The organism is Mycobacterium sp. AZCC_0083, assembly GCF_014202335.1.
GTDB lineage: Bacteria > Actinomycetota > Actinomycetes > Mycobacteriales > Mycobacteriaceae > Mycobacterium.
Window position 1 is genome coordinate 497,113 of the sequence record NZ_JACHGP010000003.1, and the last position, 14,369, is coordinate 511,481.

Sequence of the window (14,369 nt, forward strand, 5' to 3'; positions counted from 1 at the left end):
GTACTGATAATGAATGTCGTTTGCAATAACCGGTCTGCCCACTAGCCTGCCCGCGACGCCAGCCGCGAGCGCCGGTCCGGCACCCGTTCCAGACCCAGATGCCCACGCAAGGTGGTGTGGGTGTACTCGCGACGGAACAGTCCGCGGTCACGCAGGATCGGGATCACGTGGTCGACGAAGAGTTCCAGACCGGACGGGAACACGTCGGGCATCAAGTTGAAGCCGTCTACCGCCCCAGCCAGGAACCACTCCTCGATGGCGTCGGCGATCCGCTCGGGCGAGCCCACCACCAGCCGGTGCCAGGTGATCACCCGGTCCAGGATCTGCCGGACGGTCAGGTTGTCCCTCCGGGCCAGGTTGACCACGATGTCGCGCGCGCCCTGCGAACCGCCCGTGGCCTCGGCGCCGTCGAGCAGCCAGTTCGGCAACGGCTTGTCCCACTCGAGTTCCGAGGCGTCCACGCTGATCTGACCGGCCAGGTGTGCAAGCCTGCGCTCACCCGCCAGGTCATTGAGCTCGCGGTTGCGCCGCTGCGCCTCTTCCTCCGTGCTGCCCAGCACGAACGACAGGCCGGGCATGATCCGAATGGCGTTGCGCGGCCTGCCGTATGCCACCGTCCTGGCCCGCAGATCGTCGGCGTTGCGCAACGCGTCGGGCAGCGACGCCTGCGCGGCGAACACCCCGTCCGCGTAGCGTGCCGCCAGGTCGAGACCGCCCGCCGAGCCGCCTGCCTGGAACAGCACGGGATGGCCTTGCGGTGAGCGCGGCAGTGTCAGCGGTCCATCGACGCGGAAGTACTCGCCGCGGTGGTCGATGGTGCCGATCGCACCCACCTTGCTGAACGCGCCGGTGGACTTGTCCGCCAGCACGGCGTCGTCGTCCCACGAATCCCACAGCGCCCGCACCACGTCGATGAATTCGGCTGCGCGGCTGTACCGTTCCCGCCGGTTCGGCTGTTCGGACGGGCGACCGTTCTGGCCGAAGTTGTTCCACGCGAACGGGTCGCTACTGGTCACCACGTTCCACGCCACGCGGCCGCGGCTGAGGTGGTCCAGCGACGCGAACCGGCGGGCCACGTTGTAGGGCTCCTCGAACGACGTCGACACCGTCCCGATCAATCCGAGGTGCGTGGTCACCGACGCCAGCGTGGACAGCAGCACGATCGGGTCGAGTGCCAGCGGCGGTGCGACCAGCGGCTGGCCGGGCTCCTGGAACAGCGACGGGCTGTCCGCGAGGAAGAGCGCATCCAAGGTGCCGCGTTCCGCGGTGCGGGCCACGTCGATCCAGTACGCCGGGTCGGTGAACCAGTGCGGGTCGGCGCTCGGGTGCTGCCACGCCGCCGGGTGCATGCCGTCGGACAGGACGTTGACCCCGAGGTGCAGCTGCCGCGCCGACGGCGTCACGTCGGCCGCCCAGGCAACGCGAGTTTGCGCACCTCGGGATCCTGAGCGATGAACGTCTGCACCCGCGGGTCGTTGAACGCCTTGATGAGATTCTTCACGTTGGGGGCGTCGACGTAGTTGCTGCCGACGGTCAGTACGGAGGCGAACTCGTCAGGCGACTTCGGCGCGTAGATCAGCTTGTCCTCGGAAACACCTGCCGCAAAGAAGGATTCGGCATAGCCGACGATCGCGTCGAGGTCCGGCAGTGCTCTGGGCTGGGCCCCGAAGTCGAGCAAGGTGAACTTCAGGTTCTTCGGGTTGGACGCAATGTCGCTCTGGGTGAGGGCGGTGACGTCGGCGTCGGGCTTCAGCGTGATCAGCCCGGCTTGCGCGAGATACCAGATCCCCTGGGCGTTGTTGGCGGGGTCGGCGAGCAGGGACACGCTGGCGCCGTCCGGGATCTCCTGCGGCGTCTTGTACTTGTCGGACCAGATGCCGAACACCCAGTGGAAGAACGGGCCGGTCGCTGCCTGCTCCTTGAAGCCGGGGTTCGCGTCGAGTACCTGCTGCAACCAGTGCCGATGCTGGAAGATCGTGCCTGCATACCGGCCGTCGCTGATGGCGCTGTTGATCTGGGTGCTGTCGCCGAGGCCGACGGACGCGACCTTCACGTCGTAGTCCGAGGCGATGTTCTCCCCGATGTAGTCGATGATTCGCTTCTCGGCCGGGTTGGAGTCGAGGTAGACCACCTGCAGCGTGGCGCCCGCCGTCTCGTTGGCCGACTTCGTGCCACCGCCTCGGAAGAACACGAAATAGGCTGCGAGCGCGCCGATTACGACCAAGGCTACGACGAGGTAGGGCCACCAGCGCCGCTTGGCGATGGTGAAGCCGTGCGTGCCGGTGTCTGGCGCTGCTTCATCGATGCTCATCTGAGAATGCCTTCGGTTGGGGATTGTGCCGAAGTGTGGGTCACGACCGATCTGCCGGACAGGTTTTCGATCAGCCTGGCGTCAACCCGCCTGACCCTGTACTCGTGATGATCGCAAAGGTGTTTCCCCGCAACCCGTTCTGGGAGCATTCGCCGGTGATCGAACTGACGAACCTCACCAAGGCCTATGGTCACGGCGACCAGCGCACCGTGGTCCTCGACAAGGTCACGTTCAGCGTCGACGCCGGCGAGATCCTCGCCGTCGTCGGTCCGAGCGGGGCAGGCAAGAGCACGCTCGCGCAGTGCATCAACCTGCTGACGCCACCGACGTCGGGATCGGTCGTGGTGAACGGCGAAGACCTCACCACCTTGTCGGCACGCAAACTGCGCGTCGCGCGCAGGCGCATCGGCACCGTCTTCCAGTCCGCCGGGCTGCTGGAACGGCGCACGGCCGCCGAGAACGTCGCTCTGCCCCTCGAATACCTCGGAGTGACCGCGGCCGAGGCCCGCAAGCGCGTCGCCGAACTCCTGGATCGGGTCGGCCTGGCCCAACATGCCGGGCACTATCCCTTCCAGCTCTCCGGTGGCCAACGCCAGCGGGTCGGCATCGCCCGTGCCCTGGCGCTGCGACCATCGGTGCTGCTGTCCGACGAGGCGACGGCGGGACTGGATCCCACGACCACCGACTCGGTGGTCGACCTGCTGCGGGAACTGCGTGACGACCTCAACCTGTCCATCGTGTTCATCACCCACGAGATGGACACCGTGCTCAAGATCGCCGACTCGGTCGCCCGGCTCGACCATGGCAGCCTCGCCGAATCCGGCCGCCTCGTCGACCTGCTCACCGACCCCCATTCGTCGCTCGGCTCGGAGCTGCGACCTCAACGGGTCGACGCCAAACCTGCTGCCGGACAACAGATCTGGCGGGTCGTTTACGACGCTCCCGACGTGCCGGCGGACTGGGTGGGCCGGGCTTCGCAGGAGCTGGGCGTCCCGCTGTCGGTGCTCGGTGCGTCGGTTCAGATGGTCGCTGGTGTCAGCGTCGGCGGTTTCACGTTGGGCGTCCCAGCCCAGCTGGGCGATCGCGTGCGCGACGTCCTCGGCAGGTACGGCCTGGCTGCCAGCACTGAAGAAAACAACGTGCTAGCCGCGGAATTGAACTCCGAATTGGAGGGCGTGGCATGACCGAGACGTTGCTCGCGAACGCGAAGGTCCCGGCCAACGAACTGCCCGGCCTGCTGTTCCCGGCGCTGCTGGACACCCTCATCATGGTCGGCATCGTCATGGCCATCGTGGTGGCCGTCGGCGTCCCACTGGGCGCCCTGGTACACAATCTGGCGCCGGGCGGCCTATTCGAGAACCCGGCCCTGCACACGACGTTGAGCTGGATCATCAGCATCGGACGGTCCCTGCCGTTCCTCATCCTGATGGCATCGATCATGCCGTTCACCCGGTTCATCACCGGCACCAACATCGGCATCGCCGCAGCGGTGGTGCCGATGTCACTCGCCGGCATCGCGTTCTTCACCCGGATCGTGGAGAACTCGCTGCGCTCGGTGCCGCCCGCCGTCGTACAGGTGGCCCGCGCATCGGGCGGGTCGCGGCTGCAGATCATCCGCACCGCCCAACTGAGCGAGGCCGTCCCGTCGATCATCGGCGGCTTGACCATCAACATCATCGCGATGATCGAGTACTCGGCCATCGCGGGCACCATCGGTGCGGGCGGAATCGGCTACGTCGCCGTCACTTACGGCTACCAGCGATTCGACCAGGGCGTGATGCTGGCCACCATCGTGATCCTGGTGGTCACGGTCGCGGCCGTTCAGCTCACCGGCGATGCCCTTGTCCGTCTGACCACCCCACACCGCAGGCTCCGTTCCGGCGCCGTCCGTCCATTGCGCCGCCGCAATTCCCCCGTCGCTTCGCTCGCCCCCGGCGCGGCCGCCGTCTAACCCGAAAGGTTCAACATGACAACCACTCCCACCACCCCGGTCGACGAGACCAACGACCACGGTTTCGAACTCAAACGCAGGCCCAAGTGGATCTGGCTCGTCGTCGGACTCGTCGTGGTCATCGCCGCAGTGGTCGGCGTCCGATTCTTCTTCTTCGGTGATACCAAGTCCCCCAACGAAATAGCGGGAGCGACGCTGGTAGTCGCCACCAACGAGGGCAACAGTGCCGAACAGTCACTGATCGAGTACATCGCCCGCGAGGTTGCCCCCCGGCACGGCATCAAGGTCGCCTTCCGGGGCCTCGCCGACAGCAACACCATCAACCGCGCCGTCAGCGACGGCGAGGTGGCTGGGACGGTGTACCAGCACAAGCTGTGGCTTGGCCAGGTACTCGAAGCCAATCCCGACTTCCGCGAGACGGCGGCAACCCCGGTCTTCCGTTGGGGTTTCGGCATCTGGTCGGACAAGTACAGTGACCCGTCCCAGCTGCCCGACGGCGCGAACGTCTCGCTATACTCCGACCCGGCGAACGAGGCTCAGGGGCTGTGGCTGCTCGAGCGCGCGGGGTTGATCACGCTGAACCCCGCCGCCGACAAGTGGCAGGCAACGCAGAAGGACATCGTCGGCAACCCGAAGCACCTGAAGTTCACGCTGCTCGACTTCGCCGCCCAGTCCCGCTCGCTGCCCGATCTCGACGCCGCGGTGGGATATACCGAGTACTACCTGGCCGCGAAGGTCCCGCTGAGCCAGCAGATCTTCGCACCGCCCGCGCCCGACGAGTTCGCAGGCCAGCTCACCATCGGCAGCAAGTGGGCGGACACCGACAACATCAAGCGACTCGTCGAGACGTTCAAGGATCCGGCGGTCCAGCAGTATCTGGCCACCGATCCGAGCGTGAAGGACATCCTGCTGCCGATCCAGTAGGCCGCCCCCTGCCGAGCAGTCCGCGCAAGCGCGGCTCCAGCAAACTGCCCTGAATCAGGCCGATTCAGGGCAGTTTGTGCTGCTCGCGCAAGGGACGAGGGAGGCTACCGGCCGCGGGCGGGCTGCGATGCCACCGACGCCGACGACGAGGGCAGCGTGGACGGACGATCGATGATCGTCGAGTCGGGACCACCCACCCGGTACCGCGCGCCGCGGTGCTCGTCGGGCAACCGGTCGCCGTTGCCGAGAAGCTTGTTGCGCAATGAACCCGGCGCGTACGACTCCTGGTAGGCCCCGCGCTCGGTCAGCACGGGCACCACGTACTCGACGACGTCGGAGAACGATCCCGGCGTGATCGCGTACGCGAGGTTGAAGCCGTCGACGTCGGTCTCCTCGACCCACTCCTGCAGCGTGTCGGCCACACTGGCACCGGAGCCGACGATCCGCGGACCCATGCCACCGATCTCGCCCCACTCGGCGATGTCGCGCACGGCCCACTCGCGCCCGTCGGGGTCGGCCGACTGAAATGCCTTGACGGCGGACAGGATTGCGTTCGAGTCGACGTTGCCGATCGGCTCGTCGAGACCGTACTGAGCGAGGTCGACGCCCATCCACCCCGACATGAACACCAACGCGCCCTCCGGGTCGCCGTAGGACAGCAGTTCGGCGTGCTTGGCGTACGCCTCTTCGTCGGTCGCCGCGGTGACGACCGTCGACAGGTTGAAGATCTTCGCCGAGTACGGGTCGCGACCTGCCAGCTCGAGTTCGCGCCGGATCGTCGAAACCGTCTCGCGCAGAATCGCCTTCGTCGGCGCGGCGGTGAAGATGGCCTCCGCGTTCTCGGCGGCGAAGCGGACGCCGCGCGGTGACGAACCCGCCTGATAGATCACCGGGGTGCGCTGCAGCGACGGCTCGGCCAGGTGCACGCCGGGCACGCTGAAGTGCTTCCCGCTGTGTCCGATGTGGTGCACCTTGTCGGGATCGGTGAAGATGCCGCGCTCGCGGTCGCGCACCACCGCGTCGTCCTCCCACGACCCTTCCCACAACTTGTAGAGCACCTCGAGGTACTCGTCGGCGTGGTCGTAGCGTGCGTCGTGGGCGGGCTGGTCGGTTTGACCCATGTTGCGGGCGGCGGCCGGCAGATAGCCGGTCACGACGTTCCAGCCGATGCGGCCGTTGGTCAGGTGATCCAACGTCGAGATCCGGCGCGCGAACGGATAGGGATGCTCGAAACCCGTTCCGGTCGTGATGCCGAACCCGAGGTCGCTGGTCACCAGCGCCATCGCCGACACCAGCAGCAACGGGTCGCCCACCGGGATCTGCGCGGCCTGCCGGATGGCGGCTTCGTCGCTGGCGCCGTACACGTCGTAGGTGCCGAGCACGTCGGCGATGAACAGGCCGTCGAACCGCCCGCGTTCCAGCAGCTTGGCGAGCTCGGTCCAGTACGTCAGGTCCTTGTAGCGCCAGGACTGGTCGTCCGGGTGCTTCCAGAGCCCTGGGGACTGGTGGGCAACGCAGTTCATGTCGAAGGCATTGAAGCGAATCACACGGGTCACCTGGCCAAGCTGCCGTATGTGCGCGGAACCGTCACCGGTTGTGTTCAGCCGGATTGAATTGTCGTGCCAGGCGGCGGACGTATGCTCGAACCATCGGCGAAGCTGCCGGGCTAGGAGCACATCCATGGCGGACGACCACGCCGAACAGGCCCAACGACTCGCAGGTGGAAACACCGCGGCATTGCTCCCGCGCGAGGACCGCACCATCGAAGAGGAACGCCTGCACCGTAAACAGAACCTGGCGGCCGCGTTCCGCCTGTTCAGTCGGTTCGGCTTCGACGAGGGCGTCGCCGGGCACATCACCGCGCGCGACCCCGAACTGCTCGACCACTTCTGGGTCAACCCGTTCGGCATGCACTTCGGGCACATCCGGGTCAGCGATCTGCTGCTGGTGCGCCACGACGGCACGATCGTGCACGGCGACCGGCCGCTCAACCAGGCAGCCTTCGCGATCCACTCGCAGGTGCACGCGGCGCGACCCGACGTCATCGGTGCCGCGCATTCCCACTCGGTGTACGGCAAGACCTGGTCGACGCTGGCCCGGCTGCTCGACCCGATCACGCAGGACGCCTGCGCCTTCTACGACGACCATTCGTTGTTCGACGCGTACTCCGGCGTCGTCCTCGACCTCGAGGAGGGCAAGCGCATCGCGCACTCCCTCGGCGACCACAAGGCGGCGATCCTGCGCAACCACGGTCTGCTCACCGTCGGCCATTCGGTCGAAGAGGCGGCGTGGTGGTTCATCACCATGGAGCGGTCCTGCCACGCGCAGCTCATGGCCGAAGCCGCAGGCACACCCGTCCTGATCGAGCCCGAGATGGCCAAGCACACCGCCGGGCAGGTCGGCACGCACTTCGCCGGCTGGTTCAGTTTCCAACCGCTGTTCGACCGCATCACCCGCGAGCAGCCGGACCTCTTCGAGTAAACATGACGGGACCGGAAGCTGGATTCGACACAAAAGTCGACGAGATCGCCGACGGCGTCTACCGGTTCTCCACCTGGATCCCCGACATCACCGAGAACGGCTTCACGTTCAACCAGTTCCTGCTGACCGGCGAGGAACCGTTCCTCTTCCACTGCGGCCAGCGCTTCCTCTTCCCACAGGTCTCCGCTGCCATTGCGCGAGTCATTCCGATGGAGACGCTGCGCTGGATCTCCTTCGGGCACGTGGAGGCCGACGAATGCGGCGCGATGAATCTACTGCTCGACGCCGCGCCCGACGCTCAGGTAGTACACGGTCCGCTGGCCTGCATGCTGTCGCTGAACGACATGTGCGACCGGCCGCCCGTCGCCGCAGGGGACGACCCCCTCGACACCGGTGGGCACCGGCTCCGCTTCATCGCCACCCCGCACGTCCCGCACAACTGGGAGGCCGGACTGTGGTTCGACCAGACCACGTCGACCCTTCTGGCCGGGGACCTGTTCACCCACGTCGGTCGGTGCCCTGCGATCACCGACACCGACGTCGTCGGACCGGCTCTTGCGGCCGAACGGTTCTTCCACGCCACCGGGCTGACCGAGAACCTGGCGCCGACGCTCGAGCAGCTGGCGGCCTTGAACCCGACCACGCTGGCGATCATGCACGGCGCGTCCTACTCCGGCGACGGTGCTGCACAACTGCGGGCGCTGTCGGACGGATACTCCGCGATGCAAGGTGCGCCATTGCCGTAACTCGGTGCCCGGCTGCGTAGCCTTGGACGCGATGAGGGCACGACGGATCGCCGCATGCGCGCTGGCAGCGGGCGCACTCCTGGTGGGCTGCCAGTCCACGGTCGAGGGCAACCCGAAGGCCAGCACCGGATCTCCGACCGAACCCAACTTCCCCACGTCGCGGCCCAGCCGGTCGTCCACCCCGCCACCGACCACCAGCGCCCGGCCATCGGCGACGCCGACCGCCGCCCCCGGTCCCGGCGACGTGCTGGCGCCGCAGAACGGTTACGTGTTCATCGAGACGAAGTCGGGCAAGACCCGCTGCCAGATCAACACCGAGGAAGTCGACTGCGAGTCCGCGTTCACGAATGCACCGGAAGTCAACGGCTTTCCTGCCAATGGGATTCGGCTGACCGCGGCCGGCAAGGTCGAGTGGATCAGCGGCAACCTCGGCGACATCCCCGTCGAGACCCTCGACTACCGCACCTACTCCGCGCAGGGCTGGACGATCGTCGCTGGCGAGGACGGCACACGTTTCACCGACGACGGCACCGGGCATGGCATGTTCCTCAGCACCAGCGGCGTCGAAGTCTTTTGAGCGTCACACGAAGACAGGAATGACTCCATGAGCGTTGCCCAGCAGGAACGCGCCCTACTCGTCACCACCATGCGCGAGGTGGGACCCGAACATCCCACCTTGTGCGGCGACTGGACGACCCGCGATCTGGCCGCCCACTTGGTGGTACGGGAGGGCCGACTCGACACCGCGCCGGGCATCCTGATCCCCGCGCTCGCCGACTACACCGCCAGAGTGCAGAACCAGGTCGCCTCGGAGACCGACTGGGACGCGCTGCTCGACAAGATCGCGTCGGGACCGCCGACCCTGTCCCCCTTCAAACTCCTCGACGCGGTGGTGAACGTCGCCGAGATGTTCATCCACCACGAGGACGTACGCCGCGCCGTCAGCGGATGGGAGCCGCGCGAACTCGTCGCAGGCACCACCGCGGCGCTGGCGCGACAGGTGCCGTTGATGGCGCGGATGGCGCTGTCGAAGGTGCCTGCCCATCTGTCGTTGCGCACCCCCGAGGGCAAGACGCTGGCCACCGTCGGACGCGGGCCCACCGTGGTGGTCACCGGCGAGCCGGGGGAACTCCTGATGTTCGTGTCCGGGCGCGACGAGGCGCGGGTGACGTTCACCGGCGACGACGACGCCGTACGTGCGGTACACGACGGCCGCAGCGGACTGTAAGACTCCACATCTAGGCTGTCGGGCATGGACTTCCGCGTATTCGTCGAACCCCAACAAGGCGCCACCTACGGCGATCAACTGGCCGTCGCCCGAGCAGCGGAGTCGCTGGGCTACTCAGCGTTCTTCCGGTCCGATCACTTCGTGGCGATGAGTGGCGACGGGCTGCCAGGACCGACCGACTCCTGGGTGACGCTCGGTGGCATCGCCCGTGAGACGTCGACGATCCGGCTCGGCACCATGGTCACCTCGGCCACCTTCCGCTACCCTGGGCCGCTGGCGATCTCGGTCGCCCAGGTCGACGAAATGAGCGGCGGCCGTGTCGAATTGGGACTTGGCGCCGGTTGGTTCGAAAGCGAACACAAGGCGTACGCGATTCCGTTCCCCCCGCTTGGCGAACGCTTCGACAGGCTGTCCGAGCAGCTCGACATCATCACGGGCCTGTGGACCACGGCCATCGGCGAGACGTTCGATTACTTCGGCACCCACTACTCCATCGTGGATTCGCCAGCGCTGCCCAAGCCGGTCCAGACCCCACTGCCGCCGATCGTCATCGGTGGCAGCGGCGCCAAGCGCACGCCTGCGCTGACCGCGAAGTTCGCCTCCGAGTTCAACATGCCGTTCGCGTCGCTCGACGAGCTGAAGACGCAGTACGGCCGGGTGGCGGCGGCGTTGGCCGATGCTGGCCGGGCCGCGGACTCGCTTACCTATTCGGCGGCGTTCGTGGTGTGTGCAGGGCGCGACGAGTCCGAGATCGCGCGCCGCGCGGCCGCCATCGGGCGCGAGGTGGACGAACTGCGCAGCAACTCGCCGTTGGTCGGCACGCCCGACGAGATCGTCGACCGGTTGACCCCGTTCGCGGACGCAGGCGTGCAGCGGGTGTACCTGCAGGTGCTCGACATGTCGGATCTGGACCACCTGGAGCTGTTCGCCGAGGTAGTCGGCCAGTTCAGCTGATCAGTCCAGGGAGCGGGGCCCGCGGCTACTATCAGTCCCCGTGACCGATGACCGCGACGACGACCCTCAGGGCCCGCCGTGGCACCAGCGCACGTCCACCGTGGTCGGCGCGAGCATCGTCGGCCTGCTCGTCATCGGCATCGTCTACCTCCTGGGTTCCTACATCGCGAGTGAATTCAACACACCCGATCAGGCGCCCCAGTACTACATCGACGAGCCGACCTTCTCGAGCAGAACGAGCTCCACGTCGCCAACCACCACGACCGAGACCGTCACCAGCACCAGCCCGCCGGTGACCACCGACATCAACGGCGACGAGACGACCACCTCGAGCACGGACACGTCCACGACCCGTGGCATACCTCCGCGGACCCGAGATACCGACAACGGCTCGACCACCAGTCGGAGCCGGCCACGACTGAACGAGACGCGCACGCTGTATCCGCAACCGTAGGTGTCACGGGCGAAACATCGGCCTAGGGGATGACCGGCGGCGCTGTTGATGACGGCGGTCCCACCGGCAGCGGCAATGGCAACTCCAGTGGCGGTAGGGGTGGCGGCTCCACGGGTGGCGGCGGCGGACTGGTCGATGTTGAGGTGGTCGTCGACGTCGACGTCGAAGTGGATGTCGAAGTCGAGGTCGGCGTCGAAGTAGGGGTCGAAGTAGGGGTCGACGTCGGCGTGGTCTCCGTGGTCGTGGGCGTCGTGGTCTCCGTGGTCGTGGTGGTGGGCGTCGTCGTCACCGGCGCGGGCGGCGGATCCTGCGGCGCCGGGGCCGGTGCCGGCGCCTGTCGTGGCGGTGGCGCCTGGGTGTAGCGGACGTTGGGCCTGCCGCCCTCGATGACCGTCTCCGTGACGACCGGCGGCGCGACGGCATCGGCGCCAGCCGCGGCCGCAGGAACCCGAGCGTCGGACATCGTCGGCGTCGCGCTGACGGTCGGCATAGGCGACGCGGCGTTCGCGGACTTGGTGTCCGTCGTGACCACCAGACCGACCGCGGCGACCACCGCAGCGCAGGCGGCCGCCGCGAAGAGCAGTGCGGGCCGTTGATACCAGCGCAGGGGTGGCAGCGATTCCGCCTCGTCGATGGCGTGATCGAACACCACCTCGGGCCGGGCATTGCCAGTGTCGTCGAACGAATCCCGCTCCAGGCCAACCTCAATGGGTGACTCTGACCACGCCAACGACGCGACGACGGGTTGCGCGACCTGCGGCACGACAGCGGCCGGCACCACCCCGATCCTCGGTGCCACTACGAGTCGGGTTGCGGTTTCGGGTTCGCGACCACCCAGCATCGCTGCGCCTATCGCCGCGACGGTTTGAGGGTGGGCCGTGGTGGTCACCGGCATCCGGAGCGCTTCGGAAAGGCGTTGCGTGACAAGGGGCATGCGTGCCCCACCGCCGACCGTCGCGATGGCGGCGAGGTCCGCGTGCCAGATGCCGTTGCGCCGCAGCGTGTCGTCGAGTGCGGCGAGCACGCCATCCAACGGTTCGCGCACCACCGACTCCAGCTCCGCGCGGGTGAGCCGCAGCGTCGTACCCGGCCGCGGCCCTCGCAATCCCACTGCGGTCTGAAACGACAACCGCTCCTTGGTGTTTCGAACGCCGTCCCGGAACGACGTGAGCGATGCGACCGCCGACGTGCTCGACGGGTCGACGTCCAGTCCGGCGAGCAGATGGGTCAACAATGCGCGGTCGACCAGGTCGCCGGAGAAGTCGTCGTAGCGGACGGCTTGGCCGATGGCGCGGAAGTCTTCCCCCGCGTCGGCGAGGGTGATCGTCGTCCCGGTGGCCCCGAAGTCGCACAGGGCGACGATGCCTCGGGCGGGCAATCCGGGGTGGGTGCGCAGCGCCGTCAGTGCGGCGACGGCGTCGGACGTCACCATCGCATCGGGAAGCAGCGCGCGCATTCGATCGACGAGGGTTGCTCCCCAGTGCGCAGGCACCGCCACACACGTCGCACCGGTGCGGCCGTGAGCGCGGCTGAGGTCGGCCAGTGCCTCGACCACCAGACGGTCGGCGGGGTGCGCCGAACCGTCGGCGGCGACGATCGGCACCGGGTCGCCGAATCGCTCGACGAAGCCGGTCAGGACGGTGCCACGCCAGGTCACCGCCGCCTGCCGGACGGTCGCGCCGCCGTCGGCGCGGGCGGCAACCAGATTCGTCGCGCCGACCGACAACCCCACACAATCACGCATGTCCGGTATGTCGTCGAACGGACCCGAATCGTTAGCCGGCGTCAGCGACCCCGGGCGGCGTAATCGGCCACCATCGCCTCCGCGCTGCGCACCGCGGCCCGGCAGGCACGTGTGGTGAACGGATCGTTGAGCGGGTGGTCGGCCCTGCGCCGCCAGCGCTGCGCCGCCGCGAACGCCGCTCGGGGCCCGTCGTAGGGCGCGTCGGGCTGCAGGCCCAGCCTGCTGGCCGCGTCGGTGCCGGAGCCGCCGATGATGCGCCTCAACGAGGTGATCTCGTCGTCATTCAACGTCGTTGCCCGCGAACGCAACTGGCTCAACAGCCGCAGTTCCTCGAACGCGTGGGTGTCGGCGAGCAGCGGATCGATGTCGGCCAGGATGTAGGGCGTGGCGTAGATCGGATTGGCCTCGACGAAGCGGCGCAGCGACAGCAGCGCCGTGTGGGCCTTGAGCAGGTCGGAGCGCTGCGCGAACTGCTGGTCGATCACGTCGCGCAGGGCGATCAGGCCGCTGCGTTCCAGCAGCTCGTCGGCCAGAGCCACCGAGTCGCTGATGCCCGCCCGCAGCACCGCGATCGAGATCCTGATGCCGAACATGCCGAACCGGTCAAGCAGCGCGGTGCGGGTGGCGGCGTCGACCGGCAGTGCCGGGCCTTCCGTACTGTCCTCGCGGACGAAACGGTCGACCGAGAGCATCGCCTTGGTGAGCTCGGCGGCGTCCACCCCTGCGAGTTTCTCCAGCGCGACGAACTCGCTCTGCCGCAACGTGCGCGCGGTCAGCGCAAGCAGGCCCGATACCGGGACGACAGCCTGGCAGATGCCGGTCTTGTCCATCTCTGCGGTGAATCTGGTGGCGACGTCCTTGGCCGACAGCATCGCGTCGATCCGGCCCGCGCCGATCTCGTCGGCCCGCGATGCCACCCCGATGACGCCGAGCGCACCGGCCGAGCCGCCGACGAGGGTGCCGATCTGCTTGAGCAGCGCGATGTCTGCCGCGTTCAGCGTGCGCAGCAGGAACACCACCGCGTCGACCCGAGGCACGCCGTCTTCGGGGACGAGCAGCCGCAGCGTGCGCTCGGAGACGTCGCGGGACAGCGACGACGTGCCGGGGGTGTCGATGATCGTGGTGTCGATCAGCTCGGCGGCGGGCCACTCGACGTCGAGGTCGACGACGTCCTCGGGGTCGAGGCTGGCGAAGTCGAACGTCAACGCCCGGTCGCCGGGATCCCTGGCGATGGGCACGTTGGAGCGGCGCCCGCCGCGGTGATTCGCCGTCACCTTGGGGGTGGGCCCGTTGCGGAACCACGTCACGATGCGGGTGGCCTCGGTGGCGTCGGTGGGCGCGATGTCCTCGCCGACGAGCGCGTTGACCAGCGTCGACTTGCCCGCCTTCAGCGTGCCCGCCAGGGCGATCCGGATGGGCTGGTTCAGCCGCTTGCCGATCCACTCCAGTTCGTTGTGCACGTCGGGACGTTCGCGGTACGCCGGATCACCACGGTAGGCCTGAATGGTCCCCCCGAGGATCCCGCGCACTCGATCGCTGGTGCTCATCGGGTAACCAGCTTAAGCACTACGGCTGC

14 protein-coding genes are annotated in these 14,369 nt (G+C 67.8%); 9 read left to right on the plus strand and 5 right to left on the minus strand.

The genetic code is table 11. The features are described 5' to 3' along the window. Nucleotides 1–41: 41 nt before the first annotated feature. Nucleotides 42–1,403: an LLM class flavin-dependent oxidoreductase gene (locus tag HNP02_RS09595; RefSeq protein WP_309241486.1), complete on the minus strand. Its 1,362-nt coding sequence runs from the start codon at nt 1,401–1,403 to the stop codon at nt 42–44. Beyond that, nucleotides 1,400–2,311 (minus strand): MetQ/NlpA family ABC transporter substrate-binding protein, encoded by a 912-nt coding sequence (locus HNP02_RS09600; protein ID WP_184437474.1) that lies wholly within the window; start codon nt 2,309–2,311, stop codon nt 1,400–1,402. The genes HNP02_RS09595 and HNP02_RS09600 overlap by 4 nt, the downstream gene beginning before the upstream one ends. 155 nt (nt 2,312–2,466) lie before the next feature. On the opposite strand from HNP02_RS09600, the gene HNP02_RS09605 reads away from it, so the two are divergent. The 3 genes from HNP02_RS09605 to HNP02_RS09615 are packed head-to-tail and all read left to right on the plus strand — an operon-like array spanning nt 2,467 to nt 5,186. Further along, nucleotides 2,467–3,495 (plus strand): methionine ABC transporter ATP-binding protein, encoded by a 1,029-nt coding sequence (locus HNP02_RS09605; RefSeq protein ID WP_184437812.1) that lies wholly within the window; start codon nt 2,467–2,469, stop codon nt 3,493–3,495. Further along, nucleotides 3,492–4,262 (plus strand): methionine ABC transporter permease, encoded by a 771-nt coding sequence (locus tag HNP02_RS09610; RefSeq protein ID WP_184437475.1) that lies wholly within the window; start codon nt 3,492–3,494, stop codon nt 4,260–4,262. Before HNP02_RS09605 ends, HNP02_RS09610 begins: the two co-directional genes overlap by 4 nt. 15 nt (nt 4,263–4,277) lie before the next feature. Beyond that, complete coding sequence (locus tag HNP02_RS09615; RefSeq protein WP_184437476.1) at nt 4,278–5,186, plus strand: MetQ/NlpA family ABC transporter substrate-binding protein; 909 nt, start codon at nt 4,278–4,280, stop codon at nt 5,184–5,186. A gap of 104 nt (nt 5,187–5,290) precedes the next feature. Here the strand turns inward: HNP02_RS09615 and HNP02_RS09620 are convergent, their stop codons facing one another. Beyond that, complete coding sequence (locus HNP02_RS09620) at nt 5,291–6,742, minus strand: LLM class flavin-dependent oxidoreductase (protein ID WP_184437477.1); 1,452 nt, start codon at nt 6,740–6,742, stop codon at nt 5,291–5,293. 124 nt (nt 6,743–6,866) lie between these two features. Here HNP02_RS09620 and HNP02_RS09625 point away from each other — a divergent pair, with 124 nt between their 5' ends. From HNP02_RS09625 to HNP02_RS09650, 6 genes are read left to right on the plus strand one after another with little or no spacing between them, the layout of a single operon-like run. Further along, nucleotides 6,867–7,667: a class II aldolase/adducin family protein gene (locus HNP02_RS09625; protein ID WP_184437478.1), complete on the plus strand. Its 801-nt coding sequence runs from the start codon at nt 6,867–6,869 to the stop codon at nt 7,665–7,667. A gap of 2 nt (nt 7,668–7,669) precedes the next feature. Then, nucleotides 7,670–8,413: an MBL fold metallo-hydrolase gene (locus tag HNP02_RS09630; RefSeq protein WP_184437480.1), complete on the plus strand. Its 744-nt coding sequence runs from the start codon at nt 7,670–7,672 to the stop codon at nt 8,411–8,413. A gap of 31 nt (nt 8,414–8,444) precedes the next feature. Then, nucleotides 8,445–8,990 (plus strand): hypothetical protein, encoded by a 546-nt coding sequence (locus tag HNP02_RS09635; protein ID WP_184437482.1) that lies wholly within the window; start codon nt 8,445–8,447, stop codon nt 8,988–8,990. A 27-nt stretch (nt 8,991–9,017) separates the two neighbouring features. Then, on the plus strand, nt 9,018–9,641 hold the full coding sequence (locus tag HNP02_RS09640; protein WP_184437484.1) for a TIGR03085 family metal-binding protein: 624 nt from the start codon (nt 9,018–9,020) through the stop codon (nt 9,639–9,641). Between the two features lie 24 nt (nt 9,642–9,665). Further along, on the plus strand, nt 9,666–10,595 hold the full coding sequence (locus tag HNP02_RS09645; protein WP_184437486.1) for an LLM class F420-dependent oxidoreductase: 930 nt from the start codon (nt 9,666–9,668) through the stop codon (nt 10,593–10,595). Between the two features lie 40 nt (nt 10,596–10,635). After that, the gene (locus tag HNP02_RS09650; protein ID WP_184437488.1) at nt 10,636–11,049 is read left to right on the plus strand and encodes a hypothetical protein; all 414 of its coding nucleotides are present in this window, start codon (nt 10,636–10,638) and stop codon (nt 11,047–11,049) included. A 22-nt stretch (nt 11,050–11,071) separates the two neighbouring features. On the opposite strand, the gene HNP02_RS09655 is transcribed toward HNP02_RS09650, so the two are convergent. Together HNP02_RS09655 and HNP02_RS09660 are read right to left on the minus strand one after the other, a co-directional pair. Continuing rightward, nucleotides 11,072–12,793, minus strand: coding sequence for an Hsp70 family protein (locus HNP02_RS09655; protein ID WP_184437490.1), 1,722 nt, complete (start codon nt 12,791–12,793; stop codon nt 11,072–11,074). Between the two features lie 41 nt (nt 12,794–12,834). Further along, nucleotides 12,835–14,340 carry a dynamin-like GTPase family protein gene (locus tag HNP02_RS09660; protein ID WP_184437492.1) on the minus strand — a complete coding sequence of 502 codons (1,506 nt, stop codon included), beginning with the start codon at nt 14,338–14,340 and terminating at the stop codon, nt 12,835–12,837. Nucleotides 14,341–14,369 lie beyond the last annotated feature (29 nt).

What these genes read in the sequence shown, in the direction of transcription:
- HNP02_RS09600 (WP_184437474.1), bottom strand. Translation starts at nt 2,311, where the DNA reads ATGAGCATCGATGAAGCAGCGCCAGACACCGGCACGCACGGCTTCACC.
- HNP02_RS09610 (WP_184437475.1), top strand. Translation starts at nt 3,492, where the DNA reads ATGACCGAGACGTTGCTCGCGAACGCGAAGGTCCCGGCCAACGAACTG.
- HNP02_RS09615 (WP_184437476.1), top strand. Translation starts at nt 4,278, where the DNA reads ATGACAACCACTCCCACCACCCCGGTCGACGAGACCAACGACCACGGT.
- HNP02_RS09625 (WP_184437478.1), top strand. Translation starts at nt 6,867, where the DNA reads ATGGCGGACGACCACGCCGAACAGGCCCAACGACTCGCAGGTGGAAAC.
- HNP02_RS09630 (WP_184437480.1), top strand. Translation starts at nt 7,670, where the DNA reads ATGACGGGACCGGAAGCTGGATTCGACACAAAAGTCGACGAGATCGCC.
- HNP02_RS09635 (WP_184437482.1), top strand. Translation starts at nt 8,445, where the DNA reads ATGAGGGCACGACGGATCGCCGCATGCGCGCTGGCAGCGGGCGCACTC.
- HNP02_RS09640 (WP_184437484.1), top strand. Translation starts at nt 9,018, where the DNA reads ATGAGCGTTGCCCAGCAGGAACGCGCCCTACTCGTCACCACCATGCGC.
- HNP02_RS09645 (WP_184437486.1), top strand. Translation starts at nt 9,666, where the DNA reads ATGGACTTCCGCGTATTCGTCGAACCCCAACAAGGCGCCACCTACGGC.
- HNP02_RS09655 (WP_184437490.1), bottom strand. Translation starts at nt 12,793, where the DNA reads ATGCGTGATTGTGTGGGGTTGTCGGTCGGCGCGACGAATCTGGTTGCC.
- HNP02_RS09660 (WP_184437492.1), bottom strand. Translation starts at nt 14,340, where the DNA reads ATGAGCACCAGCGATCGAGTGCGCGGGATCCTCGGGGGGACCATTCAG.